Origin of the sequence: Stenotrophomonas sp. UBA7606, assembly GCF_002477705.1 — a bacterium.
In the GTDB taxonomy this organism is placed as follows: domain Bacteria; phylum Pseudomonadota; class Gammaproteobacteria; order Xanthomonadales; family Xanthomonadaceae; genus Stenotrophomonas.
The window spans coordinates 98,244-124,614 of record NZ_DLJW01000110.1 but is presented as its reverse complement, the minus strand read 5'-3'; the positions used below and the strand labels follow the sequence as shown (position 1 = coordinate 124,614).

23 protein-coding genes are annotated in these 26,371 nt (G+C 65.8%); 12 read left to right on the top strand and 11 right to left on the bottom strand.

The annotated features are described in order from the left end of the window. Nucleotides 1-56: 56 nt before the first annotated feature. Nucleotides 57-2,720 (bottom strand): TonB-dependent receptor, encoded by a 2,664-nt coding sequence (locus tag B2527_RS14155; protein WP_293714560.1) that lies wholly within the window; start codon nucleotides 2,718-2,720, stop codon nucleotides 57-59. A gap of 91 nt (nucleotides 2,721-2,811) precedes the next feature. Further along, on the bottom strand, nucleotides 2,812-3,831 hold the full coding sequence (locus tag B2527_RS14150) for a glucokinase family protein (protein ID WP_293714558.1): 1,020 nt from the start codon (nucleotides 3,829-3,831) through the stop codon (nucleotides 2,812-2,814). A gap of 366 nt (nucleotides 3,832-4,197) precedes the next feature. On the opposite strand from B2527_RS14150, the gene B2527_RS14145 reads away from it, so the two are divergent. The 5 genes from B2527_RS14145 to B2527_RS14125 are packed head-to-tail and all read left to right on the top strand — an operon-like array spanning nucleotide 4,198 to nucleotide 9,862. Next, nucleotides 4,198-5,487 (top strand): sugar MFS transporter, encoded by a 1,290-nt coding sequence (locus tag B2527_RS14145; protein WP_293714557.1) that lies wholly within the window; start codon nucleotides 4,198-4,200, stop codon nucleotides 5,485-5,487. A 43-nt stretch (nucleotides 5,488-5,530) separates the two neighbouring features. Further along, nucleotides 5,531-6,607 (top strand): LacI family DNA-binding transcriptional regulator, encoded by a 1,077-nt coding sequence (locus B2527_RS14140; protein WP_293714555.1) that lies wholly within the window; start codon nucleotides 5,531-5,533, stop codon nucleotides 6,605-6,607. Nucleotides 6,608-6,613: 6 nt separating this feature from the next. Then, nucleotides 6,614-7,642, top strand: a complete 1,029-nt coding sequence (locus B2527_RS14135) for an SIS domain-containing protein (RefSeq protein ID WP_293714553.1) — start codon at nucleotides 6,614-6,616, stop codon at nucleotides 7,640-7,642. After that, nucleotides 7,642-8,784: an N-acetylglucosamine-6-phosphate deacetylase gene (nagA, locus tag B2527_RS14130; protein WP_293714551.1), complete on the top strand. Its 1,143-nt coding sequence runs from the start codon at nucleotides 7,642-7,644 to the stop codon at nucleotides 8,782-8,784. The genes B2527_RS14135 and nagA overlap by 1 nt, the downstream gene beginning before the upstream one ends. Nucleotides 8,785-8,794: 10 nt before the next feature. After that, complete coding sequence (locus B2527_RS14125; RefSeq protein ID WP_293714549.1) at nucleotides 8,795-9,862, top strand: acyltransferase family protein; 1,068 nt, start codon at nucleotides 8,795-8,797, stop codon at nucleotides 9,860-9,862. 158 nt (nucleotides 9,863-10,020) lie between these two features. Here the strand turns inward: B2527_RS14125 and B2527_RS14120 are convergent, their stop codons facing one another. Then, nucleotides 10,021-11,241, bottom strand: coding sequence for a multifunctional CCA addition/repair protein (locus tag B2527_RS14120; RefSeq protein WP_293714547.1), 1,221 nt, complete (start codon nucleotides 11,239-11,241; stop codon nucleotides 10,021-10,023). Between the two features lie 202 nt (nucleotides 11,242-11,443). Then, a complete protein-coding gene (locus B2527_RS14115) occupies nucleotides 11,444-13,390 on the bottom strand; it encodes a transglycosylase SLT domain-containing protein (RefSeq protein ID WP_293714545.1) in 1,947 nt (648 codons plus the stop codon). 183 nt (nucleotides 13,391-13,573) lie between these two features. Between B2527_RS14115 and B2527_RS14110 the strand changes: the two genes are divergently transcribed. Beyond that, entirely contained in the window at nucleotides 13,574-13,984 is a 411-nt protein-coding gene (locus B2527_RS14110) for an ExbD/TolR family protein (RefSeq protein ID WP_293714543.1), read from the top strand. Nucleotides 13,985-14,100: 116 nt separating this feature from the next. Then, nucleotides 14,101-14,970, top strand: a complete 870-nt coding sequence (locus B2527_RS14105) for an EamA family transporter (protein WP_293714541.1) — start codon at nucleotides 14,101-14,103, stop codon at nucleotides 14,968-14,970. A gap of 8 nt (nucleotides 14,971-14,978) precedes the next feature. Here the strand turns inward: B2527_RS14105 and B2527_RS14100 are convergent, their stop codons facing one another. From B2527_RS14100 to B2527_RS14085, 4 genes are all read right to left on the bottom strand, one after another. After that, on the bottom strand, nucleotides 14,979-15,716 hold the full coding sequence (locus B2527_RS14100) for an endonuclease/exonuclease/phosphatase family protein (RefSeq protein ID WP_293714934.1): 738 nt from the start codon (nucleotides 15,714-15,716) through the stop codon (nucleotides 14,979-14,981). Between the two features lie 71 nt (nucleotides 15,717-15,787). Beyond that, nucleotides 15,788-16,594 carry a thiol:disulfide interchange protein DsbA/DsbL gene (locus B2527_RS14095; protein ID WP_293714539.1) on the bottom strand — a complete coding sequence of 269 codons (807 nt, stop codon included), beginning with the start codon at nucleotides 16,592-16,594 and terminating at the stop codon, nucleotides 15,788-15,790. Between the two features lie 116 nt (nucleotides 16,595-16,710). Next, nucleotides 16,711-17,355, bottom strand: coding sequence for a thiol:disulfide interchange protein DsbA/DsbL (locus B2527_RS14090; RefSeq protein WP_293714537.1), 645 nt, complete (start codon nucleotides 17,353-17,355; stop codon nucleotides 16,711-16,713). A 93-nt stretch (nucleotides 17,356-17,448) separates the two neighbouring features. Further along, nucleotides 17,449-18,234, bottom strand: coding sequence for a c-type cytochrome (locus tag B2527_RS14085; protein WP_293714535.1), 786 nt, complete (start codon nucleotides 18,232-18,234; stop codon nucleotides 17,449-17,451). A gap of 162 nt (nucleotides 18,235-18,396) precedes the next feature. Between B2527_RS14085 and yihA the strand changes: the two genes are divergently transcribed. Beyond that, complete coding sequence (gene yihA, locus B2527_RS14080; protein ID WP_293714533.1) at nucleotides 18,397-19,047, top strand: ribosome biogenesis GTP-binding protein YihA/YsxC; 651 nt, start codon at nucleotides 18,397-18,399, stop codon at nucleotides 19,045-19,047. Nucleotides 19,048-19,311: 264 nt separating this feature from the next. On the opposite strand, the gene B2527_RS14075 is transcribed toward yihA, so the two are convergent. The 3 genes from B2527_RS14075 to B2527_RS14065 form a co-directional block, all read right to left on the bottom strand. Further along, nucleotides 19,312-20,289 (bottom strand): MBL fold metallo-hydrolase, encoded by a 978-nt coding sequence (locus B2527_RS14075; RefSeq protein ID WP_293714531.1) that lies wholly within the window; start codon nucleotides 20,287-20,289, stop codon nucleotides 19,312-19,314. A gap of 102 nt (nucleotides 20,290-20,391) precedes the next feature. Further along, nucleotides 20,392-21,225 carry a helix-turn-helix domain-containing protein gene (locus B2527_RS14070; RefSeq protein ID WP_293714529.1) on the bottom strand — a complete coding sequence of 278 codons (834 nt, stop codon included), beginning with the start codon at nucleotides 21,223-21,225 and terminating at the stop codon, nucleotides 20,392-20,394. Nucleotides 21,226-21,228: 3 nt separating this feature from the next. After that, nucleotides 21,229-21,927, bottom strand: a complete 699-nt coding sequence (locus tag B2527_RS14065; protein WP_293714527.1) for a VIT1/CCC1 transporter family protein — start codon at nucleotides 21,925-21,927, stop codon at nucleotides 21,229-21,231. Nucleotides 21,928-22,130: 203 nt separating this feature from the next. Between B2527_RS14065 and B2527_RS14060 the strand changes: the two genes are divergently transcribed. The 4 genes from B2527_RS14060 to B2527_RS14045 all read left to right on the top strand — a co-directional run bounded on the left by B2527_RS14060 (nucleotide 22,131) and on the right by B2527_RS14045 (nucleotide 26,371). Beyond that, complete coding sequence (locus B2527_RS14060) at nucleotides 22,131-23,495, top strand: glutamate--cysteine ligase (protein ID WP_293714525.1); 1,365 nt, start codon at nucleotides 22,131-22,133, stop codon at nucleotides 23,493-23,495. Between the two features lie 131 nt (nucleotides 23,496-23,626). Beyond that, complete coding sequence (locus tag B2527_RS14055) at nucleotides 23,627-24,265, top strand: glutathione S-transferase family protein (RefSeq protein ID WP_293714523.1); 639 nt, start codon at nucleotides 23,627-23,629, stop codon at nucleotides 24,263-24,265. Nucleotides 24,266-24,276: 11 nt separating this feature from the next. Further along, a complete protein-coding gene (locus B2527_RS14050) occupies nucleotides 24,277-24,729 on the top strand; it encodes a DUF6265 family protein (protein ID WP_293714521.1) in 453 nt (150 codons plus the stop codon). A gap of 46 nt (nucleotides 24,730-24,775) precedes the next feature. Then, the gene (locus B2527_RS14045; RefSeq protein ID WP_293714519.1) at nucleotides 24,776-26,371 is read left to right on the top strand and encodes an AAA family ATPase; all 1,596 of its coding nucleotides are present in this window, start codon (nucleotides 24,776-24,778) and stop codon (nucleotides 26,369-26,371) included.

Genomic DNA, 26,371 nt, shown 5'->3' with positions numbered 1-26,371 from the left:
GAATGATCCAGGCCCGGCGGGTCACGCTAACCGGCAATGTTGCCTGCCGGCATGGATCAGAACTTGAAGCGCAGGTTGGCCATGTAGCGGCGGCCGGTGAAGTATTCCGCAGCCAGTGCCTCTTCCTGGGCAACGTACTGGCGGTACTTCTCGTTGAGCAGGTTCATCGCATCCAGCGACAGGCTCAGGTTGTCGGTGAAGTTCCAGCCCAGGCTTGCGCTCAGGTCGGCATACGCGGCGGTGGTGGCTGCCGGTGCACCGGCAACATAGCCAACGCCTTCGTACTTGCTGCGCCAGTTGTAGTTGACACGGGCGCTGAACTGCTCGTTCTCAAAGTACGGGCTGACGCTGACGGTGCTGCGCGACAGGTAGGGCATGTTGTTGCCGGCATCGGTATCGCCGGTTGCGTAGGTGTAGTTCGCGATCAAGCCCAGGCCGGTGTCGCCGAAGGCCTGCTGGTAGTTGACGTTGAAGCCGCGGACACTGGCACCACCGGCATTGCGCGGGCGGGTGACGCTGTAGTCGCAGAAGCCATCAGCGGTACAGCCGTGCGAACCCACCGTGGTCAACCAGGTGGTCGGGTTGCTGTCACGCATCGAGTTGTAACGGCGCTCCGTGCCCGGGGTCTGCAGCACGTAATTCTGGGTCTGCTTCAGGAACACCGAGCCTGCCAGCACCGACTGCGGAGCGAAGTACCACTCGGCCGAGAAGTTGAAGTTGTAGGCCTTGTACGGATCCAGGTCCGGGTTGCCGCCCGAGCCGGTCATCATGGTGTCGTTGAGGAACAGGTTGTTCGACATCAGGTTGTACGGAGCCCAGGCGATAACCTTGGCAGCCGAGGCACGCAGCACCACGTCGCCGCCATTGTCATAGACGAGGTTGACGGACGGCAGCATGTTGCTCTTCTTGCTCTTGCTGGTCTGCCACCACTCGGCCGGTGCCGGCAACACTGGCTGGTTGTCGCCGTACACATAGGCGCTGCTGTCGGTCTTGGTCTGGACCCAACGCAGGCCGACGTTGCCGCGCAGGGCGCCGGTGGAGAAGTTCAGCTGCGTATAGGCGGCCGTGGTCTTCTGCTCCAGCTCCCAGGTGTTGTTCAGCAGGCTGGAAGCATCGGAGCGCGAATAGTCCACCGGGCTGCCATGGACCCAATCGATCACGTTGCCCTGGCCGACCTGCGGATGCTGGCTGGTATTGCCGAAGATGCCGCCCAGGCTGCCGAGCAGGTTGGTGTTGCCGATGGTGCCAACGTCGGCGAGCGTGCCGGTACGAACGCCGCCATACACGCCCAGACCGTAGTTTTCGGTGTGCTCGGTGCGACGCACGCCGACCAGCAACTGGTTGAAGATGCTGTCGAAGTTCTTGCTGAAGTCCAGCTGCGCGTACTTGTCCTTGGCTTCGGAACTGAACACGCCGTTGTTGCCGAAGATGTTGCCCCAGTTGGCCGGATCGTAGTAATCCGCCTGGTCATCGGCCTGGAAGCCCTTGCGGTAGTCCCAGGTGTAGGCGCCGCTGTACACGGGTTCGATCAGGTACTGGCTGATGTTCGGGTTCTCGGACTTGCTGGTACCGAGCTTGCCGCCCAGCTTCCAGCCATCACCGCGGTACTGCAGGTCCAGGTCCACGCCCTTGGTGGTCACTTCCGAGAAGCGCACCTGGTTGTCGTAGATGATGCCGGTGCCGCTGCCGGGGTTGGCATTGGTGTGACCGCCGGTGACGAAGCCGCCCGGGCCGGTCGGGTTGAAGTAGTCGACGGCCTGCATGGACGAATTGTTCTGCGTCATGAAGTTGTACATCGACTGGTTGTAGCTGTCGAAGTTCTCCTTGATGTACAGGCCGCTCAAGGTGCCCTCGAACTGGTCGTTGGGCTTGAACTGCAGGTTCACCAGGGCGCTGTCACGCTTGCGCTCCTGCTGGAAGTAGGCAACGTTGATTTCCTGCGCAACGCGGTCGGTCGGGCGCAGCTCACCCTTGGCGATCTGTGCGGCGACGTTCGGGTTGACGGCGGCAAAGTCGGCAACGGTGCTGTAACCGAAGATCTCGATACCCTGGCGATCCACCTTTTCTTCATGGCGCTGGGCGGCGACGTTGACGCCCCAGGTGGAGTCGTCGTTCTTCCAGCTGTAGAGCACCGAGATGTTCGGGCTGCCCTTCTCGGCCTGGTCGTTGTAGCTGTAGCCGACCGAACCGCTGACCGAATTGGCGTCCATGTCCAGCGGCTTGCGCGAATGCATCATCACGGTGCCGCCGAGGCTGCCTTCCGGCAGGCGGGCTTCGGAGGACTTGATGATTTCCAGGCGGCCCAGCACTTCCGGGGCCAGCATGGTGTAGTCGAAGCCACGGTTCGGCGACTCGCCGTACAGCCAGATGGCCTGTGCAACCGGGTGGCCGTCGATGAAGCTCAGGTTGAGGCTGGGGTCGGTGCCGTCGATGCTGACGCGCTCACCCTGGCCGAAGCGACGGTCGATGGTGACACCCGGGATCAGCGCCATCGCTTCGGCGGCGTTGGTGTTCGGGAACTTGCCGATGTCTTCGGCAGTGATCGACTCGGATACCGTATCGTTGTTGCGCTTGGTGTCCAGTGACTTCTCAAGGCTGGCGCGTATGCCGGTCACAACCACGGTGTCCAGGTCGGTTGCGTTCGGGGTTGCTTCCTGCGCGTGTGCACTGAAAGCAAGGCAGCTGACGATGGCTGCAGAAAGCAGGGTCTTGCGATGCATGTTGTCTCTCCTCAACATCTTGATGGTTGGCACGAGGTGCCGCGTAACTACGGGTCCTGCTGGTACATCTGTTGCTTATGCTGCTGAAGGCTTACGTGGCCGACTTTTCCAGATACCAACTGGCGGCGCCGATGACGCCCAGTTGCCCGTGCTCTACCAGCTTCACGGGGATGCTTTGCAGCGCCTTGCCCATCGGCCCCTTGTTGAGGAACCGTTCGACAAAGCTGCTGTTCAAAAGAAATTGACTGATCTTCGGCAGGATGCCGCCCGCCAGATAGATGCCGCCCTGCGTGCCGTACAGCAGGGCCATGTCGCCGATGGTGGAGCCGAGGATGCCGCAGAACAGCTGCAGGGTTTCCACGGCCAGCGGGTCGCTGCCATCGCAGGCGGCGGCACTGACGGCGTCCGGGGTGGTGTGCACCGGCGTGGCGCCGCGCACCGCGCACAGCGCGTTGTACAGGTTGAGCAGGCCCGGGCCGGACAGGGCCTGTTCAATGGATACATGCGGGCGGTCGCGCTGCATCTGCTGCAGTACCGCCATTTCCAGCTCGGTGGTCGCTGCCAGTGACGCCTGGCCGGCTTCGGTGGCCAGTACCACGGAGCGATCCGCCAGCGGGATCCACACCGCAGCGCCCAGACCGGTGCCCGGGCCCACCACCAGGGTGGGGCCGCGTTCGACGGTGGCCGGGCCGGTCAGTTGCAGTACCTGGCTGGCGTTGATGTGGGCTGCGGCGTGGGCAACCGCTTCGAAGTCGTTGACCAGATGCACGGCTTCGAAGCCGAGGTCCTCGCGGATGCGGGTGGACGAAAGCGGCCAGGGCAGGTTGGCGGAAATGACGGTGCCATCGGGCAGTGCATAGCCGGCGGTGGCAATCACGCATTCGCTCACCGGCGGTTGGCTGGCGGCAAAGTCGGCCAGGATCGCGTCCAGGCCCGGGTAGTCGGCATTGCGGTACTTGCGGTAGGACTGCACTTCGATGGCCGGGCCAGTACCGCTGCCGGCCTGGATCAAGCCGACGCGGACATGGGTGCCGCCCACATCCGCAGCAAAGAACGGCCGGGGGGCGGGGTGCTGGCGGGTGGTCTGCAGTGGGGGGACGACAGCGGTCACTCGGGTTCCCTATGGCGGTGGGGGAGCGCCCTTGAGGACGCCATTCGGGGGCCGAGTCTGTAATCGTTCTGACAACGATGTCAACGAATAATTGCAGCTTTCGATGTTGCGCTGCAGCGCAGTTGCGCGAACCCGCTGTCCGTTGCCTTCGCGGCAGCTGTCGTCGATAGCAAGGAAATTCCTAGGGGTTTGTCCTACAAAGCGTTCAGATGCCTACGTTGCAGGCACTTGGTTGCTGTTGCGACCATTGCTTATGTGCTTACGCATTGTTGACAAACCTGTCCGATGCAAACAGAGAATGTGACAACGTTGTTCCCACGTTCTCGCCAGGCGGCCACGCCCGTCTTCCGCATCGCAGGAGCCCTCATGTCTGCTGTCCCCGTCTCCACGCCGCGCACCAGCATGGCGTCTTCCATCGCCATCGTCGGCGTTCTGTTTTTCATCCTCGGCTTCTTCACCTGGCTCAACGGTCCGTTGATCACCTTCGTGCAGTTGGCCTTCCAGGTAACCGAGATCTCGGCCTTCCTCGTGCTGATGGTGTTCTACCTGTCCTATTTCTTCCTTGCGATCCCGGCATCCTGGATCCTGCGCCGCACAGGCATGAAGAAGGGTTTGGCGTTGAGCCTGGCGGTGATGGCCATCGGCGCGGCGGCCTTTGGCCAGTTCGCCACCTGGCGCATTTTCCCGGGCGCACTTGCAAGCCTGTTCGTGCTTGGAGGCGGCATGGCGCTGTTGCAGACTTCGGTCAATCCCTATATTTCAATCCTTGGCCCGATTGAAACCGCGGCGCGTCGCATTGCGCTGATGGGCATCTGCAACAAGATCGCGGGCATCCTTGCACCGTTGCTGCTTGGGTCGCTGGTACTGCAAGGCGTGGGCGATCTCGCGGCCGAGGTAGCCAAGGCCGACCCGGTTACGCGCGAGGCACTGCTTTCCGGATTTGCCGGTGGCATCCGTGGCTTCTATCTGGTGATGTTCGGCATTCTGGTTGTCGCGGCGGTTGCGGTGTTGATGTCGCCGTTGCCGGAGATCAGCGCCGAAAGCGCCAACTCGGCGCCGGGCGCAGCCAGCGATGACCGCAAGAGCATTTTCCAGTTTCCGCACCTGTGGCTGGGCGTCATCTGCCTGTTTCTGTACGTTGGCGTGGAGGTGATGGCAGGTGACGCCATTGGTACCTACGGCCACGCCTTTGGTCTGCCGCTGGACCAGACCAAGTTTTTCACTTCCTTCACCCTGTTCGCGATGCTGGTGGGCTATGTGATTGGCTTGCTGCTGATTCCGCGCTTCATCTCCCAGGAGAAGTACCTGGCGGTGTCGGCGGTACTGGGCGTGGTCTTCACCTTGGGTGCGTTCTTCACCAAGGGCTACGTTTCGGTGGGCTTTGTCGCCGCACTGGGTTTTGCCAACGCCATGATGTGGCCGGCGATCTTCCCGCTGGCGATCCGCGGCCTGGGGCGCTTCACCCAGACCGGTTCGGCCCTGCTGGTGATGGGTATCGCAGGCGGCGCGATCGTGCCGCAGGCCTTTGCCCTGTTCAAACATGCCTACCCGGAACACTTCCAGCTGGGTTTTGCCGCACTGATGGTTCCCTGCTACCTGTACATCCTGTACTTCGGCACGGTTGGCCATAACGCGGGCAAGGCACGTGGCGCCTGAATCAAGCATCATGGCGTCAATCGAGCCAACGCGGGAACCGGTAATGCGTAGACCCACCATCAAGGATGTCGCCGAGCGGGCCAAGGTCTCTTTGAAGACCGTCTCGCGGGTGATCAACAACGAGCCATCGGTGATGCAGGCCACCCGCGCCCGCGTGCTGCGGGCGGTGGCCGAGCTGGACTACGAGCCGGATCCGTCCGCCCGCAACCTGCGCAGCAACACCACCTTCGTGATCGGGCTGGTCTACGACAACCCCAATCCGTACCACATCATCGGGGTACAGAACGGCGTGCTGTCGGCCTGCCGCGAAACCGGCTTCGGCCTGCAGATCCATCCCTGCGACTCGACCTCGCCGATGCTGGCCGAGGAACTGGCCGATTGGGTACAGCGCTCGCGCCTGGCCGGGCTGGTGCTGACCGCGCCGATGTCCGAGCGCCCGGAGCTGGTGGCTGCACTGAATGCACGCGGCATCAAGACCGTGCGCATCATCGCCGCCACCGAAGACCCGGGGGATGGCGCCTGCGTGTTCGTCGATGACCGTGACGCCGCCTATGAAATCACCGAGCACCTGATCCAGCTGGGCCACCAGCGCATCGGCTTCCTGTGGGGCGGTACCTCGCACCGCTCCAGTGGCGAGCGTTATGCCGGCTACGAGGCGGCCTTGAAGGATTACGGGATCAACCTGGACAAGCACCTGGTGATTCCGGGTGACTACACCTTCGACGATGGCTTCCGTGGTGCGCGCCGCCTGCTGGCGCTGCGTGAGCCGCCAACCGCGATCTTCGGCTCCAACGACGAAATCGCCGCCGGCGTGCTGGCGGCGGCCAATTCGGCCGGCTTGAACGTGCCGTATGACCTGTCCATTGCCGGCTTCGAGGACAGCCCGTTCTCGCGCCAGTCGTGGCCGGCACTGACCACCGCCAAGCAGGCCACCGGCGATATCGCCCGCCATGCCGCGCGGCTGCTGATCAGCCAGCTGCGTACCGACGCCTACGAAGACAGCCCGGCCCAATTGCAGAACCAGGGCTTCGTACCGCAGCTGGTGGTACGTGGCTCCACCGCGCCGCTGCGCCAGCAGGCGTCGCGACCTCCCTCATCTCCCCCCGACCTTTCCGAGTAATGATCCATGGCACTGCCCAGTGAAACCGAAACCCTGATGTTCAACGAGGCGGCACAAAGCGCCTCTGTCATCGCCGCCCAGTTCGCACGCAACCGCGACGTGGTGCAGGCCCTGGCCGCAGACCTGCGCCAGAACCCGCCACCGTTCGTTGTCACCTGCGCACGCGGCAGTTCCGATCACGCGGCAACCTATGCCAAGTATCTGTTCGAGACCCAGCTCGGCCTGGTGACCGCTTCGGCGTCGCCGTCGGTGGGCTCGGTCTATGAAGCGCCGCTGCAGTTGCGCGGCGCGCTGTACATCGTCATCTCGCAGTCGGGCAAGAGCCCGGACCTGCTGCGCAATGCCGAAGCTGCCAAGGCTGCCGGCGCGCGCGTGGTGGCGCTGGTCAACGTCGAGGATTCGCCGCTGGCCCTGCTGGCCGAAACCGTGATCCCGCTGGGCGCCGGTGCCGAGCGCAGCGTCGCCGCGACCAAGAGCTACCTGGCCTCGCTGGCGGCCATCCTGCAGCTGGGTGCCTACTGGAAGAATGATGCGACCCTGATCGCCGCCCTGGACGCATTGCCGGCGGCGATGAGCAAGGCCTGGGAGTGCGACTGGAGCGCAGTCACCAACGGCCTGGTCGATGCCCACAACCTGTTCGTGCTCGGCCGTGGCCCGGGCCTGGCGGCAGCGCAGGAAGCGGCGCTGAAGTTCAAGGAAACCTGCGGCCTGCATGCCGAAGGCTACAGCTCGGCCGAAGTGAAGCATGGCCCGATGGCGCTGGTCGGCAAGGACTTCCCGGTGCTGGCCTTTGCCCAACCTGATGAAACCGGCGCCGGCACCCGTGCCGTGGCCGAGGAGTTCGCCGCCCGCGGCGCGCAGGTGTGGCTGACCGGCGCGGGTGGCAACCTGCCGACCGCCGAGACACCGCACCCGCTGTGCGCACCGCTGTTGACCATCCAGAGCTTCTACCGCGCGATCAACGCGCTGGCGCTGCGCCGTGGCAACAACCCGGACCTGCCGCCGCACCTCAACAAGGTGACGGAAACCGTCTGATGAAAACCGCGCTGCGCAATGGCCGGGTACTTGCCGGCGAGAACTTCCGTGACGATGTCGCGGTACTGATCGAGGACGGCCGCATCAGCGCGGTCGTCGCCAGCGATGACCCGGCGGTTGCCGCGGCCGACGCGCAGGTGGACCTGGGCGGCGGCTGGCTGCTGCCCGGCTTCATCGATGCCCAGGTCAACGGTGGCGGCGGCGCGCTGTTCAACAACCAGACCGACGTTGACGCCCTGCGCACGATGGTGGCCGGGCATCGCCGCTACGGCACCACCGGCATGCTGCCGACCCTGATCAGCGACGATGCCGAGGTGATGGCGCGCGCGGTGCAGGCCACCCGCGAGGCGATTGCCGCCAAGGTGCCGGGCGTGCTCGGCATCCACCTGGAAGGCCCGTACATCGCGCCGGCACGCAAGGGCACGCACGATGCGGGCAAGTTCCGCGTGCCGGATGCCGACGAAGTACGCATGGCCACCGCGCTGGACAACGGCGTCACCCTGATCACGCTGGCGCCGGAGCGCGTACCGCGGGAAACCATCCAGCAGATGGTCGCCAACGGCGCCATCGTTGCTGCCGGTCATACCGCCGGTACCTACGACGAGATCCGTGTGGGTCTGGATGCGGGCATCACCGGTTTCACCCATCTGTACAACGCGATGTCGCCGTTGCAGGGACGTGATCCCGGCGCGGTGGGTGCGGCGCTGGAAGATGCCGACAGCTGGTGCGGCGTCATCGTCGATGGCGTGCACGTGCATCCGGCCAGCCTGCGCGTGGCGCTGGCGGCCAAGCCACGTGGCAAGGTGTTCCTGGTCACCGATGCGATGCCGATGGTGGGTTCGGACAATCCGGCCTTCGAGCTGTATGGCGAAACCATCACCGCCGTTGGTGGCGTGGTCCGCAACGCCGCGGGTGCCTTGGCGGGTTCGGCACTGGACATGATCACTGCCGTGCGCAACACGGTTGGCCTGTTGGGTCTTTCGTTGGCTGAAGCCTCGCGCATGGCATCGACGTATCCGGCGCAGTTCCTGGGCCTGGATGATCGTTACGGGCAGATTGCAGCCGGCTACCAGGCTGATTTCGTCCTGCTGGACAGCGACCTGCAGGTGCAGGCCACCTGGATCGCCGGGCAGCGCGACTGAGTTCCAGGGTATGAACAAAACCATCCGTTATGCCTCGGTGGATGCCCTGCGTGGCATCACCGTGGCGGCCATGCTGCTGGTCAACAATCCAGGCAGCTGGAGCCACGTGTATGCACCGCTGTTGCATTCGGAGTGGCATGGCTGCACGCCGACCGATCTGGTGTTCCCGTTCTTCCTGGTGATCGTTGGCGTGTCCATCGCGCTGGGCGTGGTGCCACGGGTGGAGCAGGGTGCTGACCGTACTGCGTTGACACGCACGGTATTGATCCGTGCCGCACGCATCCTGGGTCTGGGGCTGCTGCTGCACTTCCTGGCCTGGTGGTGGCTGGATCTGCCGCACTACCGGCCCTGGGGGGTGTTGCAACGCATTGGGCTGTGTTTTGCGTTTGTCGGCATGGCTGCCATCTGGCTGAAGCCGAAGGCGCAGGCCTTGTGCCTTGGCGTGCTGGTGGTGGGGTATGCGGCACTACTGGCTGCTGGCGGTTCGATCGAGCCCTGGCTCAATGTCGCCAGCCGCGTGGATACCCGGCTGTTTGGCGCGCTGCTCTACCAATACGATCCGGCAACCGGCCATGGCCATGATCCGGAAGGCTTGGTGTCCACTTTGGGCGCACTGGCCTCGACCTTGCTGGGCCTGCGCGCGGGTGCCTTGTTGCGGCAACGGCCGTGGCGATTGCTGCCGGTGGCGGTGCTGTTGCTGCTGGTGGGGGGTATCTGGGCGCAGTGGCTGCCCTTGAACAAGAACCTGTGGACGCCATCCTATGTGCTGTGGACCGGCGGCTGGGCATTTGCTGGCCTTTGGATGGCACACATCCTGATCGATTGCCGGCAATGGCCGGCGCTGGGCCGCCGCTTTGGTGTCAACGCGATCACTGCCTATGCCGGCTCCTCGGCGATGGTGCTGGCGATGATGGCCACCGGCAGTTGGGGCTGGCTGTGGGAACACCTGTTCAATCGCTGGCTGAGCCCGCTGGCGGGCGGACAGTTCGCCTCGCTGGTGATGGCGCTGAGCTTCGTTGCGCTGTGGTGGTTGCCGATGGCGTGGATGGATCGCCGCAAGATCTACCTCAAGATCTGAGGTGACCGGTTGTAGGAGCGGCGTAAGCCGCGAAGCTGGAAATCCCAAAGCCCGCGGCAGATTGTGCAATTGCATGCGGCGGGTGTAGCTGTTGCATTGCCAGCTTCGCGGCTTACGCCACTCCCACAACATCCAACGGCTGCAACAGCGGCGGGCAATCACCGCGCGGCGCTGATTGCCTTGATACGTGCCTTCTTCAAGGCCTCGCCAATGGCAGGCCCCTGCAGGCCTTCGGTGGCGATATCGCGGGCATTGATCGCCAGCGCAGCCGTATGCAGGCGCAGCAGGGTGCTCCGCTGCGGGTAGTCACTGTCCTCGAAGCCCAGGCGACCGCGCTTGTCGCATTCGCAGACCAGTGCCATCTGTGCAATGCGCTCGGGACGGCGGAAGCCATCGCAGCGCTGGATCAGCTCCAGCACGGTGGCATCGCGCAGCTCATCGATGCGGTGCACGTTGAGGTGCTCGCGGCAGACCGCTTCGGCCAACAGCCGGTGGTCGAGCGGAATCTTCAAGCGGTCGCAGAGCGTGGTCAGAGGCTTCAGGCCGCGCTGCTCATGCATGATGTGGCGGGGCAGTTCAGCGGCCGGCGTCAGTGCCTTGCCAAGATCGTGGGTGAGGGCAGCGAAGCCGATCAGGTCATCGCCTGGCGCCAGTTGTGCGGCCATGTCGCTGACCATTTCCTGGTGCACGCCGGTATCCACTTCCGGGTGAAACTCGGCGCGTTGCGGTATGCCATAGAGCGCGTTGACTTCCGGCAGGATTGCCGCCAGTGCGCCGGTATCGTGCAGGCTGCGCAGGAACGCCGAGGGTTTTTTCATCGTCAGGCTGCGCCGCAGTTCCTGCCAGATGCGCTCGGGCACCAACGCATCCAGTTCGCCGCTGGCGGCCATCTCGCGCATCAGCGCTGCGGTTTCTGGCGCCAGGGTAAAACCCAGGGGCGCAAAGCGGGCCAGGAAACGCGCCGCACGCAGTACACGCAGCGGATCTTCAACAAAGGCCGGGCCGACATGGCGCAGCACACGCTGCTCGATATCGCGCACGCCGCCCCAGGGGTCGACCAGTGCGCCGGTTTGCTCGTCACGGGCAATGGCATTGATGGTGAAGTCGCGGCGCTGCAGGTCTTCTTCCAACGTCACAGAAGGATCGGCATCGACCACGAAGCCGCGGTAGCCACGGCCGGATTTGCGCTCGGTGCGCGCCAGTGCATGTTCCTCACCGGTATGTGGATGCAGGAACACCGGGAAATCCTTGCCTACGGCCTTGAAGCCATCGGCTTCCATCTGCGCCTGGGTAGCGCCCACCACCACCCAGTCACGGTCACCGGGTTGCAGGCCAAGCAGGGAATCGCGGACAGCGCCGCCGACGAGATAGGTTTTCATGCAGGCATGATAAGTCGGATGGGGTAGGGCACATGTAGTGCCGAGCCATGCTCGGCAGGGGCTTTCCCAGCGAAGAGCTGCCCTCACCCCAACCCCTCTCCCGCTGCGCAGGAGAGGGGCTAAGGCGGTAGTGCCGAGCCATGCTCGGCAGGGGGGCACTACCGTTGACGCCTCAGCCGAGCATGGCTCGGCGCTACAGGTGCTATTGCGCTTGCTGGCAGCTGAAGGCCTTGCGCGCGCCTTGGGTCTTGCCAACCATGCGGTCGCTCAGGGTCAGCGCGTTGCCGTTGAGGCGCCAGTCGTAGATCACACTGAAGGCCAGCACGCGGGCCACGTACTCGCGGGTTTCCTTGTAGCTGATGGTCTCGATCCAGAAATCCGGATCGTAGTTCGGACGCTGCGCCTGCCAGCGGGCAGTCGGCGTTGGGCCGGCGTTGTAGGCGGCGATGGTGACGTAGGGCAGGCCGTTGTACTTGTCCATCAACTGGCGCAGGTAGGCGGTGCCAATGGCGATGTTGGTGTCCGAGTCGTACAGGCTGGCGGCACCGCCATAGCCGCTCAGGCCGATGCTCTTGGCCACGCTGGCGCCGGTGGTCGGCAGCACCTGCATCAGGCCCATGGCGTTGGCCGGCGAGCGGGCATTGGGATTGAAGATGCTCTCGGCGCGGATTTCGGCCGCGATCCAGGCCGGGTCCAGCGCATTGCGCGTGGCTTCGCGGCGGATCGTGTCGTCGTGGTGCAGCGGGAAGCGCAGGTTGTACAGGCGCATCTCCTGCGGGCCCTTCAAGGCAAACACGGCACGATCGAACCAGCCGTTGTTGCTGGCAACCTCGACGGCGAGGCGGCGCTGGCTGTCGTCGAAACGGGTCAGGGCATCGGCCCATTCGCGCGCGGCCCAGCTCGGACGCTCGATCTTGAACAGCTCGATGGCACGTACCAGCGTCGGGTCGCGGGCGACGCTGGCCTTGGCCGCAGCGCTGTCGCCGGGGTTCCACGGGCACAAGGTGTAGGCCTGCTTGAGCTTGTCCGCGGCCAGGAAGCCATGGAAGGTGGGTTCGGTGGCCGCAGCGCGGTAGAGCGCGGTGGCCTCGGCGGCTCTGCCGGTCTTTTCCAGCAGGCGCCCTTCGAACCAGCGCCAGCGTGAATCGTTGCGTTGGCTGGCCGGCATCTTGCGGATGGCGCTCAGTGCTGCCGGCCAGTCACCGCGCGCCATCGCTTCGCGGGTGCGCCATTCGTGCAGGCGTTCGTCATAGGCCGACTCGGGCACGGCGGCCAGGCGCCGCGCGGAATCGGGCAGGTAGGAGGCCACCGTCCACAGTGCGATTTCGTACAGCACCTGGCCCTGCTGCGTCGGGCTCAGGGCCAGTGCCTGGGTGTATTGCGGCAGCTGCAGTTCGGCAGCACCCGGGTCGGCCTTGGCCAGTTTCTGCAGGCCATCGACGGCAATGCGGCGGCTGCGATCATTCTTCGGCCAGTTCAGGGCGCGCGCATCGGGCTTGTCGACGAAGGCGGCGTAGTCGTTGGCCTGGGCCAACTCCGCCGCCGGCAGTCCGCGCGCGGCCGCGCGCATCACCGCGGCCTGTTGGGCGTCGGCGGCAGCGTCGATGCGCTCCCAGCGCAGTGCCGGCGACAGGCCGCCACGGCTGGCCAGTACCGCGAACACCGGGTCGCAGCCATCGGGCAGGGATTTGCCGGCGCTGCGCCACAGGGCCTGTGCGTCGCTGGTCCATTGCGCATCGGCCTTGCCGGTGGCCTGGCGTGCGTTGAGTTCGGCGCACTTCAGCCCGGCATCGGCGCCTGGCTTGTAATTGGCCAGCAGGGTCGGCCAGTCCTGGCGGCGGGCCAGGGCGGGCAACCAGGTGGCACGGAAGGTCTCGGCCACGGCCTGGCCCTGGTAGCGCTTGAGGAAGTCCTGCGCCTGGGCGGTGGGCAAGGTGTCGATGTTGCGGCGCAGGGCGCTGAACTCCAGCCAGCCATACAGGGGATGGTTGCGCAGTGCGGTGGCGGCGTTGGCATCGAACTGACCACGCTCGGCATTGTCGATGGCAGTACGCATCGCGGTGCGCTGCGCGTCCAGGTTCTGGGCGCAGGCGCTGGCGCTGAGCAGCGCGGCAGCGGCGGCCAATGGCAGCAGGAGAAATTTGTTCATGGCCGAAGGATAACGGCCATGGCGTCAACGGCCGAGCGGCAGCCCAACCCGCACATGAACAGACACGTGCCGGGGTAGAGTATCAACGACAGCTGAACGTGCCCGACCGGCGGGGCTGGAAAGCGGGCAGGTCAGGCGTAGCGTCGGCAGCGAGGCAAGCGGCCTCATCCTGGGGGAACTGGAATGGCATTCAGTGCAGCAGGAAACAGCGGACGTCCCTTGGCCGATATCAACGTCACACCGCTGGTGGATGTGATGCTGGTGTTGTTGATCATCTTCATCGTTACCGCGCCGATGGTCGCGGTGCCGATACCGGTGGACCTGCCCCAGCGCAGCGAGAAGGTGCTGCCCCGAGTCGAGCCGCCACCACCGATCACGCTGCGGGTGGATGCGGCCGACCAGCTCTACTGGAATGGCGAGGTGCTGGCGATAGCTGATCTGCAGGCACGCTTGCAGGCCCAGGCTGAGCTGCATGCCGGCAACCAGCCCGAGCTGCGCATCGATGCGTCCCCCGATGCGCAATACCAGGTGATGGCCAAGGTGCTGGCCGCCGCCAACAACGCCAGGATGCAGCGGATCGCCTTCATCCAGTAAGGCGTGCATGCGCCGGTATCAGCCCCTCGCGATGGGGCTGATACCGGGGCAGAGGCTGAGCACTTGGCGTGCTGCCGGTGCGGGCGTTGGCCTGCTTGGCCGAATACACTAGCGCCATGCAAAACTCCCGATTCGCATCGCTGCTGCCGGTGCTGGCGGTGCTCGGCTCGGTGACGTCTTTGTCGATCGGCACTTCCTATGCCAAAAACCTGTTCCCGCTGATTGGGGCGCAAGGCACCAGCGCACTGCGCGTGGGCTTTTCGGCCCTGTTCCTGCTGCTGTTGTGGCGGCCCTGGCGCTGGCATACCAGCCGTGCCGACGGCGCGGCGATCCTGCGCTACGGCCTGACGCTGGGGCTGATGAACCTGCTGTTCTACATGGCGTTGCGCACGATCCCGTTCGGTATCGCAGTGGCCATCGAGTTCACCGGTCCGTTGGCAGTGGCGATGTTCTCCTCGCGGCGGCCGATCGATTTTGTCTGGGTAGGCTGCGCGCTGACCGGACTGGTGCTGCTGTTGCCGCTTGATGGCGGCCAGGCGCTGGACCCGGTGGGAGTGCTCTACGCACTGGGCGCCGCGCTGTGCTGGGCGTTGTACATCATCTTCGGCAAGCGTGCCGGGCATCTGCATGCCGGGCACAGTGTCTCGCTGGGCCTGCTGGCGGCGTCGCTGGTGGTGGTGCCGGTGGGCGTGGTCCATGCCGGTGCGGCACCGCTGGAGCCGAAGATCCTGTTGGCAGGCTTCATGGTGGCGGTGGTGTCCAGCGCCCTCCCGATGTCGCTGGAGATGATGGCGCTCAAGCGCCTGCCCAAGGAAACCTTCGGCATCCTGATCAGCATGGAGCCAGCCGTGGCGGCGTTATGGGCGCTGCTGTTGCTGCATGAGCATCTGAGTGGCCTGCAGTGGCTGGCCATCGGCTGTACGGTGGTGGCATCGGTGGGCAGCACCCTCACTGCACGGCGGCGACCGCCACCGGCTGCCGGCTGAAGCGGCGCTCAGCGCAGGCTGTTGGCCGGCACCTGTACTTCCATTTCCACCGCCAGATGGTCCGAATGCGCAGCGGCGACGGCGCGCGTATCCAGCATTTTCATGGTGTCGGAAATCAGGATGTGGTCGATGGCGCGGTCCGGGCCCCAGCTGGGAAAGGTCGGCACCAGGCAACTGGGCGGCTGCAGCCGGGTCTTGTGGTACAGCACGCGCATCTCAGGGCGATCTGCCTTGCAGTTGAAGTCGCCCATCAAGACTGCATTGGGGTAGTCGGCCAGCACATCGGAGATGAAGTCCAGCTGTGACAGACGCGAGCCGGTGCCCAGCGACAGATGGGCAACGGCCACCGTCAGGCCTTCCTTGCCATCGCCATAGCGGGCTACCAGCAGGCCACGGCCACCAATACGGCCGGGCAGGGCGTGGTCCTGCACCTCTACCGGTTCCAGGCGGCTGAGCAGGCCATTGGCACTGGAGGCCACCCCGCCCATGCGGCGGTTGGGCTGGTGGGCCCAGTAATTGAAGCCGGCGCGTTCGGCCAGGTAATGGGTCTGGTTGGTGAAGCCCGAGCGCAGGCTGCCCGGGTCGGCTTCCTGCAGGCCGACAATGTCGCGGCCGCTGGCCAACTTGGCAATGGCATCCAGGCTGGAGCGCTTCTGCCCGGCGGGCAGCGCGTGCGACCAGCTACGGGTGACGTAGTCGCTGTAGCGGCGGGTGCTGGAGCCGGCCTGGATGTTGGCGGTCAGCAGACGCAGGGTTTGGCTGTGCGATTTCACGGCGGGTCAAACTCAAGGGCCTCGTTACCGAGGCCCTTGATACCTCACTTGGCGTTTGCGGCGCGTTCGCGCGCGATCAGATGGTCGGCAATGCGCAGCATGTCGTCATAGCTCTGGCCCTTGACCAGGTACTTGCCATTGACGATCAGCGACGGCGTGCCGGTGATCTTGCTGCGCTGGGCGAACTGCTTGGCGCGGTTGACCTTGGCGGCCACGGCGAAGCTGCCCATGGTGTCGGCGAAGGTCTTGCCGTTGACGCCGTGCTTGGCGTAGAAGCCGGCGATGTCGTCCACCGAATCCTGGCCACGCTCGCCCTTCAGGGTCTGCTCGATGTGGATGGCTGCGTACAGCGCGTCGTGGGTCTTTTCCTGCACGCCGAGGGTTTCTGCGGCATAGAAGGCGCGGGCGTAGTTGTCCCAGACGCCGCCGAACACGGCCGGCACGTAGACGAAGTTCACGTCAGCCGGCAGGCCGGCCTTCCACGAGCTGACCTGCGGCTGGAAGCGGGCGCAGGCCGGGCAGACATAGCCGAAGATTTCGGCCACTTCCACCTTGCCGGTGGCCGGCTGGAACGGCTGGCCGCCGTCGATGGCGATGTAGTCCGTGCCGGCGACCGGTTCCGGGCCGACCAGGCGGGCCTGGGCCGGGACCGGGGTGCTGGCGGCGGCATCGGCCGCCGCAGCGGTCGATTCAGCCGGGGTGGTGGCCGGTGCAGCAGCTTCCGGTGCGGCGGCAGGTTCGGTTGTGGCCGGTGCTGCCGGGGCAACGGTGTCAGCCGTGCCGTCCTGGGCCTTGCAAGCAACCATCAAGGGCAGCAGGGCAGCCAGGGCAAAGGCGAGGCGGATCTTCATCGGGTGGGGTCTCCAGCGGGATTGTGTTGATGCATCAGCCGCGGCACCGCGACCGGCGTGCGCATGATGCCATTATCGGGCGCGGCGGCTGAACGGGTGGTTCGCCGCCGCTGGGGTCACTTGCGTGCGGCAGCGCGCTCAGCTGCGACCAGCGCACTGGTGATGCGCAGGGTGTCGTCGAAGGTACGGCCCTTGACCAGGTATTTGCCATTGACGATCAGGGCGGGGGTGCCGGGCACCCGCACGCGCATGGCGAAGGCGCGGGCGTTCTTGACCTTGTCGTCCACCGCCTGGCTGCGCAGGGCCTGCTCGAACTGGGCCGGCTGCACGCCGTAGCTGCTGTAGAAGGTAGCCAGTTCGGCCGGGGTGACGTTCTGCACCGGCAGGCTGCGATCTTCATGCAGCGCCTTGAACACGTTGGCGTGGCTGCGGCCGAGTACGCCGGTCTGCTCTGCGGCATAGAAGGCACGGGCGTAGGAATCCCAGTAACCACCGAAGGCCGCCGGTACCGCGGTGAAGCGTACATCCGCCGGCTGCTTGCTCACCCACTCCTTCAACTGCGGCTCGAAATGGGCACAGTGCGGGCAGGTGTAGCCAAATACTTCCACCACCTCGATCTTGCCGGCCAACGGCGCGAACGGGCCCGGGTTGGCTACCAGGTCATAGTCCTGGCCTTCAACGGGGGCGGCACTGGGAGCCGAGCAGGCGCTCAGCGGGGCCAATGCCAGCAACAGCAGCAGGATGCGGGGGAACAGCTTCATTTCGGGTAGATCTCCGGTGGAAAAGCAAGACGCCGGCCCAGCGGCCGGCGTGCCTGTGGACAAAACAGCTGGCCGCCGCAGCGGCCTGCAGGATCAGGGCTGTGCCGCGCTGGCGACCGCCTGGGCGTCGTCGGCGCGATCATGCAGGCCCTGCACGTAGCTGGCCAGTGCCTGGATCTCCTGTTCGCTCAAGGCCTGGCTGACCTGGGCCATGATCTTGAACTGGGAGGCATCGGTTTCGCCAGTCTGCCCGGCCTTGTACCGCTGCAGGCGCTGGGCCACATAGCCGGAGTGCTGGCCACCAATATGCGGGTAGGCGGGGCCCGGGTTGCCGGCACCGGCCGGGCCATGGCAGGCCATGCAGGCCGGGATGCCACGGCTGGCGTCGCCGCCGCGGTAGAGCTTCTGGCCTACCTCGAAGAACTTCATGCCTGCGTAAGGGCCTTCGGCTACCGCGGTATCGTCGGCAACACCTGCGCCCGCCTTCTGGGTGGCGAAGAAGGCGCCGATATCGCGCATGTCCTGCGGGGTCAGCCCCTGTACGAAGGGCAGCATGGCCACCACCGCGCCTTCATTGCGCTGGCCATTGGCGATCAGGGCCATTTCCTTGGCGATATAGCGCTCGCTCTGGCCGGCCAGGCGCGGGTAGATCTCGACCGGCGAGTTGCCGTCGGCACCATGGCAGGCGGCACAGGTCGAAGCCTTGGCCTGGCCTGCTTCCGGGTCACCGGGCTTGGTCTTGCTGAAATCCACCTCCAGCGAGGCGGTCTGTACCGGCGCATTGTCCGGCACGGGGGTGACCGAACTCTGGGCAAAGGCAACGGCGGCGATTACGGGAACTACCAATGCTGCAACGGCAAGAACACGAGCATGGCGCATGCTGAAGCTCCGTGTGGACCGGGCCGGGCGGCGCGTTCCGCCGGCATCGCCCGGATTATCAACGGCGTTTTGCGGCACGGTCAACGAAGCAGCGCAGCATTTTTGCCGACCCGGCTGGCTGCGGGCTCGGCGCGCGGCGGCGCAACATGCGATCCTATGCCCATGTCATTGCTCATCGAACGCGCCCGATACCTGCTTTCCGCCCACAACGCTCGGCAATTGCCGCCGGACCTGGGGGCCGAAGTGGCTTTCGCTGGTCGCTCCAACGCCGGCAAGTCCAGTGCGCTCAACGCGCTGACCCGCCAGAACGCCCTGGCCCGTGTCTCCAAGACCCCGGGCCGCACCCAGCAGCTGGTGTTTTTCCAGGTGACCCCCGAGGCCAGCCTGGTCGACCTGCCGGGGTATGGCTATGCCAAGGTGCCCCTGGACCTGCAGGCCCATTGGCAGGCCTTCATCGACCAGTATTTCCGTACCCGCAACGCGCTCAAGGGCCTGGTGGTGGTGATGGACATCCGCCATCCGCTCAAGGACTACGACCGGCAGATGCTGGGCTATGCGGTGCAGCGCGGCCTGCCTGCGCACGCCCTGCTGACCAAGGCCGACAAGCTGGGCCGTGGCCAGCAGATGCAGACCTTGCAGAAGGTGCGCAAGGAGTTGCATTCGATCTTTGGTGACACGGTGAGCGTGCAGACCTTCTCCGGCGAATCGCGCCAGGGCGTGGATGAAGCCCGCGCCATCATCGGCGGCTGGCTGGGCCTGAACCCACCGGCAGCCGAGGGCGCAGGGGATGCCGGTCCGGTAGGCGCGGCCTGAGCCGCGAAGCTGGCGGTCTGCCGGCTTCCATCGCAATGCGAACGCCGCCTTGTCAGGGCGGCGTTTTTTTTGTGGCTTTGGTGGGGCAAGAATGGAAGCCAAAGCCAAAGCCAAAGCCAAAGCCAAAGCCACGGCACCGCTCCCAAACCCTCCCCTTCGCTGCGCGAAAGGGAGGGGTTCAGAGGTGCTTCCGTTCGGTGAGTGGGCTGTTTGCCCCTCTCCCTTCGGGAGAGGGGGTGGGGTGAGGTCAGGGCGCAGCCCTGCTCAGCGCCGCAGCGGCGCGAACTCCCCCGGCACCCAGGCGAAGGCCTGGTCCTGGCGGCGTACATGGCCCAAGCCGGGGAAGGGCAGGTGCGCGCCTGCCACCCACCAGCCCTGGTCGGCGGCCTCCGCCATCAGTTGGCGGCGGCTGGTGATGGCCGCGCTGCGGTCACTGTCGGCCTCGTAGGCGGCGTCGGGACGGGCGAACTGCACGGCATGGAAATGCACGATATCGCCCCACACCAGCAGCTGCTGACTGTTGCCGCCGTCCAGCAGATAAGACACATGGCCGGGGGTATGGCCATGGCTGTCGATGGCCTGGATGCCGCCCGGCAGCGCCTCGCCGGCGGCAAACCGGTGCAGCTTGCCCGCGGCGGCATAGGGCGCCACCGCCGTGCGCGCCAGGCCAAAGGCAAAGCGCAGCGGCTCCGGCGCGCTGGCTTCGCTGGCCGGGTCCAGCCAATAGGCCGCATCGGCCTGCGACAGCCATACCGTGGCCTGGGGGAAGGCCATGGTGCCGTTGGCATCGAGCAGCCCACACATATGGTCCGGGTGGGCGTGGGTCAGCAGCACTTCATCGACCTCGGCCGGGTCATGGCCGGCGGCGCGCAGATTGGCCAGCACCTGGCCCAAGCCCGGGCCAAAGCATTGCGCTGTGCCGGTGTCGATCAGGCTCAGGTGGTCGCCGCGCTGTACCAGATAGGCATTGACCGCGGTCTGCAGGCCCTTGGCGTCTTCGGGCACGTAGCGGTGATCGACCAGGCGGGTGACCGTGGCCGGGTCCACCCCGACCAGCGCCTGCCGGCCCAGTGCCACGGTGCCGTCGAACAGGGCGGTGACGTGCAACTGCCCGATCTGCTGGTGGTAGACGCCGGCAACCTGCTGTTGCGGCGCGGGCTGGGCGCTGCGGGCCGGGGCGTTGCCGGCGATAGCCAGGCCCAGGACGGCCAGCGCGATTGCATGGGATAGACGGATGGACATGAAGGTTCCTGCGAAGGCGGCCACGCCGCGAGGACTTCATGCTGCGCCGGGACGGCGCTGCGTTTCGCTCACAATGCGCCGCGAAACGCTCGCGCTGGACGATCAGCTGTTGCCGATGGCAGCGGGCTCCAGCCCATAGCGCGCGCTGAAGCGCTTGTTGAAACTGCCCAACGAGCGATAGCCCGCGCGGGCGGCCACGGTCTTCAGCGGCAGTCGGGTGGTGTAGAGCAGCTGCATGGCATGCGCCAGCCGCGCATCGGTGACCAGCTCGCGCACGCTCAGCTGTTCGCCGGCCAGGCGGCGGCGCAGGGTGGCACCGCTGATGCCCAGGTGGGATTCGAAATCACGGGATTGCCAATCACGTTCGGGCTGCGCCGCCACCAGCTCGCGGATGCGCTCGCCCAGGCTGGGCTCGGGCGCGATCAGCAGGCTGCCGTGGCCACGTCGGCAGAAGGCCACCGTCAGCGCCGCCAGCGCCAGCCGTGCCTCGGTGTAGTCGCCTTGCTGCAGTGATTGCCGCCATTGCAGCAGGGCTGCGCCATGATCAATCAGCGGCAGGCGTGCCAAGGCATTGCCGGGTTCGGGCAAGGCGCCGCTCCACAGCGTGCGGGCGGCACCCAGCACTTCGGCGCACAAGGGCACGATGGCGCTCAGGTACAGGCCGCTGTGCGGGTCGGGGATGTTGACCACATCGATGCGGCTGCGGCGGGTGATCAGGAACAGATCACCGGGGCCGAACTCCAGCGCCTGCTGGGCGGTACGTACCTGCTTGCGCCCCTGCAGCAGGATGGCGAACTGCGGCTGTGGGATATCCACCGAGCTGGCGCCGTGTTCGCGGCGGGCGGTGATGCAGGCATAGCCCTCGGCGCGCTGGCAGTCCACCAGCGAGGACAATTGCGCGAGCAGGGCGGTGGTGCTGTCGGCGGCCGCGCTCATCACTCAGACGCTGATCTGGAACAGGTGGCCGATCGCGGCCGCCGCAGCCATCGCCAATGCCCCCCAGAACACCACGCGCAGTGCGCCGCGCAGCGGCGACGCGCCGCCGGCCCGGGCCGCCAGCGCACCGGTGATGCACAGCCCAACCAGGGTGGCGGCGGTGGTTGTGGCGGCCACCCGCGCGGCCGGTGCAAGCAGGGCGGTGAGGACTGGCAAGGCAGCGCCCACGGTGAATGCGCTGGCCGAGGCCAATGCGGCCTGCAGTGGCCGCGCGCGCAGTTCCTCGGTGATGCCCAGCTCGTCGCGGGCATGGGCGGCCAGCGCATCATGGGCAGTGAGCTGTTCGGCCACCTGTTGGGCAAGTTCGGGGCTGAGCCCGCGCCGCCGGTAGATCCCGGCCAGTTCCTGCAGCTCGCTGTGCGGGTCTTCGTGCAGTTCGCGCTGCTCCAGCGCGAGGTCGGCGTGTTCGGCGTCGGCCTGTGACATCACCGAGACATATTCGCCGGCGGCCATCGACATGGCACCGGCCACGGTGCCGGCCACGCCGGTGGCCAGGATGGCCGACGGGCTGGCACCGCTGGCGGCCACGCCAACCACCAGCCCGGCGACCGAGACGATGCCGTCATTGGCCCCCAGTACGGCAGCGCGCAGCCAGCCGACGCGCTCGGAGCGATGGGTTTCAGTGTGGTGGGAACGGCTCATGCCGACAGTGTAGGCGGTGTGCCCGATCTGCCGCGGAATGACTCGCAGGCGCAGCTGGCGGACGGTCAAGTCTGCTTTTTTAGGACGCTGAAAACCGTCGCCGTGACATGATGGCAAGGATCGCCGCGATATAGTGCGCACCTTGCGTTGGTGGAGGCTGGCCCCCACCTTTGCGCCCAGCCCAGAATTCAGTGAGCCTGCCCTTGTCGAGCCCGAGCCACGTCGCCGATACCCCCATCACCCACCGCGACCAGCTGGTCCAGAGCATTGCCTCGGGTGAAAAGCCCAGGTCGCAATGGCGGATCGGCACCGAGCACGAGAAGTTCGGGTTTCGCCTGGATGACCTGCGTCCGCCCACCTTCGAGGGCGAGCGCGGCATCAATGCGCTGCTCAATGGCCTGACCCGCTTCGGCTGGGAGCCGGTGCAGGAGAACGGCAATACCATCGCCCTGTTGCGTGATGGTGCTTCGGTGACCTTGGAGCCGGCCGGTCAGCTGGAACTTTCCGGCGCGGCCCTGGAGACCCTGCACCAGACCTGCGTGGAAACCGGCAGCCACCTCAATGAAGTGGCGCAGGTGGCCGGCGAGCTGCAGTTGGGTTTCCTGGGCATGGGCTTCCAGCCCAAGTGGGCGCGTGCCGACATGCCGTGGATGCCCAAGGGCCGCTACCAGATCATGAAGAGTTACATGCCCAAGGTCGGTTCGCTCGGCCTGGACATGATGACCCGCACCTGCACGGTGCAGGTCAACCTGGATTACGCCAGCGAAGCGGACATGGTGAAGAAGTTCCGCGTGTCCTTGGCCCTGCAGCCGATTGCCACCGCGCTGTTCGCCGACTCGCCGTTCACCGAAGGCAAGCCCAACGGCTACCTGAGCTACCGCTCGCATATATGGACCGACACCGATCCGGACCGCACCGGCATGCTCGATTTCGTGTTCGAGGATGGCTTCGGCTACGAGCGTTACGTCGACTATCTGTTGGACGTGCCGATGTATTTCTCCTACCGCGACGGCATCTATCACGATGCCAGCGGGCAGAGCTTCCGCGATTTCCTGCAGGGCAGGTTGCCGGTACTGCCAGGTGCATTGCCGACCCTGCGTGACTGGTCGGACCACACCACCACCGCCTTCCCGGAAGTGCGTTTGAAGAAGTACCTGGAAATGCGCGGTGCCGACAGTGGCCCGTGGAGCCGCATCTGCGCGCTGCCGGCGTTCTGGGTGGGCCTGCTGTATGACGAAACGGCGTTGAACGCGGCCTGGGACCTGGTGAAGGACTTCAGCCTGGCCGAGCGCAACGTGCTGCGCGACGGCGTGCCGAAGCAGGCGATGAACCTGCCGTTCCGCAACGGCACGGTGCGCGACCTGGCGCGTGAGGCGCTGGCGATTTCGCGTGATGGCCTGCGTCGCCGTGCCGCGCTCAATACCGATGGTCAGGACGAGACGCGCTTCCTGGATGTGTTGCAGGAGATCGTGGACTCCGGCAAGACCGCCGCCGAGCGCAAGCTTGAACTGTTCCATGGCCGCTGGAATGGCAGCGTGGATCCTCTGTTCGGCGAATTTGCGTATTGATTGAAGCGGGCGACCGAGCCGAGGGTCTAGTCTTCGGGGTCGGACTTGCTTCACTGTCATTCCCGCCAATGCGGGAATGACAGTGCCGGCGTAATTGCTAGACTGCGGCCTTATCCCCTGGAGTCAGGCGCATGGGCAGCACAACAGAAGAAATCGTCTTCTATACCAACCCGATGTCGCGCGGCCGCATCGTGCGTTGGATGCTTGAGGAATTGGGCCAGCCGTATCGCACCGAGGTGCTGGAGTACGGCCAGAGCATGAAAGGCCCGGACTTCCTCGCCATCAACCCGATGGGCAAGGTGCCGACCCTCGTGCACCGTGGCGTGGTGGTGACCGAGGCTGCCGCGATCTGTGCCTATCTGGCCGATGCGTTTCCCGCTGCAGGGCTGGCGCCCGCCTTGGATGATCCGCTGCGTGGCAGTTACCTGCGCTGGCTGTTCTTCGCTGCCGGACCGGTGGAAGCCGCTGTCAGCGCCAAGGCGCTGGGCCTGCTTGCGCCCCTGGAGAAGGCTGGCACCGTGGGCTACGGCAGCTTCGAGCAGACCATCGATACCCTGGAGCAGCTGGCCGCATCGGCGTCGCCGTGGTTGCTTGGCCAGCGCTTCAGCGCGGCCGATGTCTACGTCGGCAGCCAGATCCTGTGGGGGCAGATGTTCAAGAACATGCCAGCGCGTGATGCGTTCGCTGCGTATGGCGAACGCCTGCGTGCCCGCCCGGCCTGGCAGCGGGCAAGCGCACTGGATGATGCGCTGATCCCGCCGCGCGGCTGATGCGCAGGTCCTTGCTCTGCTTGGTCCTGCTGGTCGGTGCAGCCAGTGCCGTGACCGCCGCTGCGGCGGAACTGGCGTCGCTGGACTGGCTGCTGGGCAACTGGCAGCGCACCGGCATGGCAGCAGGTACCAGCGGTGCTGAGCACTGGCGTCGCCAGGCGGATGTCCTGGAAGGCGAGGGCCGCAGCTATCGGCAAGGCGAACTGCGGTTCCAGGAACGTCTGCGCATCATCGATGACGGCGGGCAGCTGTACTACGTCGCCGATGTTGCAGGGAATCCCGCGCCGGTCAGGTTCGCGCTGGTGGCGCAGGGCGCGCAGTCAGTGGTGTTCGAGAACCTCCAACATGACTTCCCGCAACGGATCGCCTACCAGCGCAACGGCCGGCGGCTGACGGCCACTGTGTCCGCCGGCGAGCGCGTGCAGGTATTCGAGTTCGAGCAGGCCGCGCAACCGACTGACTGAGCGACGGCCGACGTCACGGCCCCCACGTTAGAATCCGGGTTCCGTGATGAAGGGACGCCCGGTGTCGCCATTCAACCTGTTCCAGCGCCTGTCGCAGGCGCCAACCAACCCGAAGGCCGAGCCGGTGGCGCGGACCTTCGATGTGGCCGAACTGTATGAAGGACCGGTGCAGCTGGCCGATGCCGCCGCTGCCGCGCCGCTGGCGCTGGACGAGAAGCTGCGGCAGGCCTACTTCTGGATCGTCAACAACGCCATCATCAGCCCGCATTACGACATCGAGTACCACGCCGGTCCCTCGGCCAGCTTCAATGTGGGCGATACCCGCCGCCAGCTGACCTTGCCCTCGGCGCAGAGCTATTCCAGTTACGTGCTGCTGCCGCTGCTGACGTTCGCCACCCGCCGCAAATGCCTGTTCGTCGGCGGCCCCGGGCGTGGCAAGACCGCCAGTGCGATCCTGATGGGCGTGCTTGCCGGTTACCCGGTGCGCGAGGTGCGGCGCGCCATGCAGCATGGTCACCCGCAGATGACCATCGCCGACCTGCTCGGCAATCCGCTGCCGGCCGATCTGGTCGCCGCGCAGGACATGTCGCAGATCCGCATCGCCTGGCGTAGCTGGTTGGGCATGCGGGTCAAGATCATCGACGAGTACAACCGCATCCCCACCCGTACCCAGAGCGCGCTGCTGACGGTGATGGGCGACAACTACGCCGAAGTGCTCAACCAGGTCTACGAATGCCCGGAGTCGGCGTGGTACCTCACTGCCAACGACGACCGTGGCGGCGGCACCTACCAGGTGATCGAGGCCCTGCGCGACCGCATCGACGTGGTGGTGCAGGCATTGGCCTTCAACCCGCGCTTCCTGGAAGACATGCTGCTGCGCATCGAGCAGAACATCCGTCCGGAAGAAGTGGTGCCGCGCGAGATCATCTTCAGCGAGGAAGAAGGCGACCTGATGCTGCAGCAGATCCGCGCGGTTGAAGTGCCGCAGGACGTGCGCAGGCGCATCGAGTTCTTCAGCAGCCAGTTCGAGTTGATGGAGACCGCAGGTGTGCAGTTCGAGTACCTGACCAAGGACACCGTGCGCCTGGCTGGTGTTGACTGGGCCCAGGCGATTGCCGCCGATTCCGGCCGTGATCGCATGAAGGACCTGGGCTGCCAGACCCGCAATGGTTTGTCGGTGCGCAACCTGATGACCTTGCTGATGTTCGCCAAGGCACTGGCGTGGTTCCGGGGCAATGCCGCGGTCGCGCTGGACGACGTGCGCCAGGTGTTGCCGTTCGTGCTCAACGACAAGCTGCAACCGGATCTGGACGCGCCGTTCTTCGCGCTGCCGGAGAACGCCGCTTACCGCAGCGACCGGCTCAGCTGGCTGCGCTGGTTGCTGGACAGCTCCAATGCCGAGTACGACCGCCTGGACCTGGACCGCAACGACCCGGTCGGCGAGCTGTCCGCGCAGTTCGCGCGCGGCCTGGATGGCGTCAGCGAGCGCGAGACGCGTGCGCGTCTCACGCGCATCGAACGGCTGGTGGAGGAACGGGTGAAGGGCCGCAAGCTCTACGGTCATCTGTACGACGACCTGCTCAAGCTCAAGTACCTGCACCAACGCTACACCAACTACCTGCATTGGCAGCAGGCGCGCTGA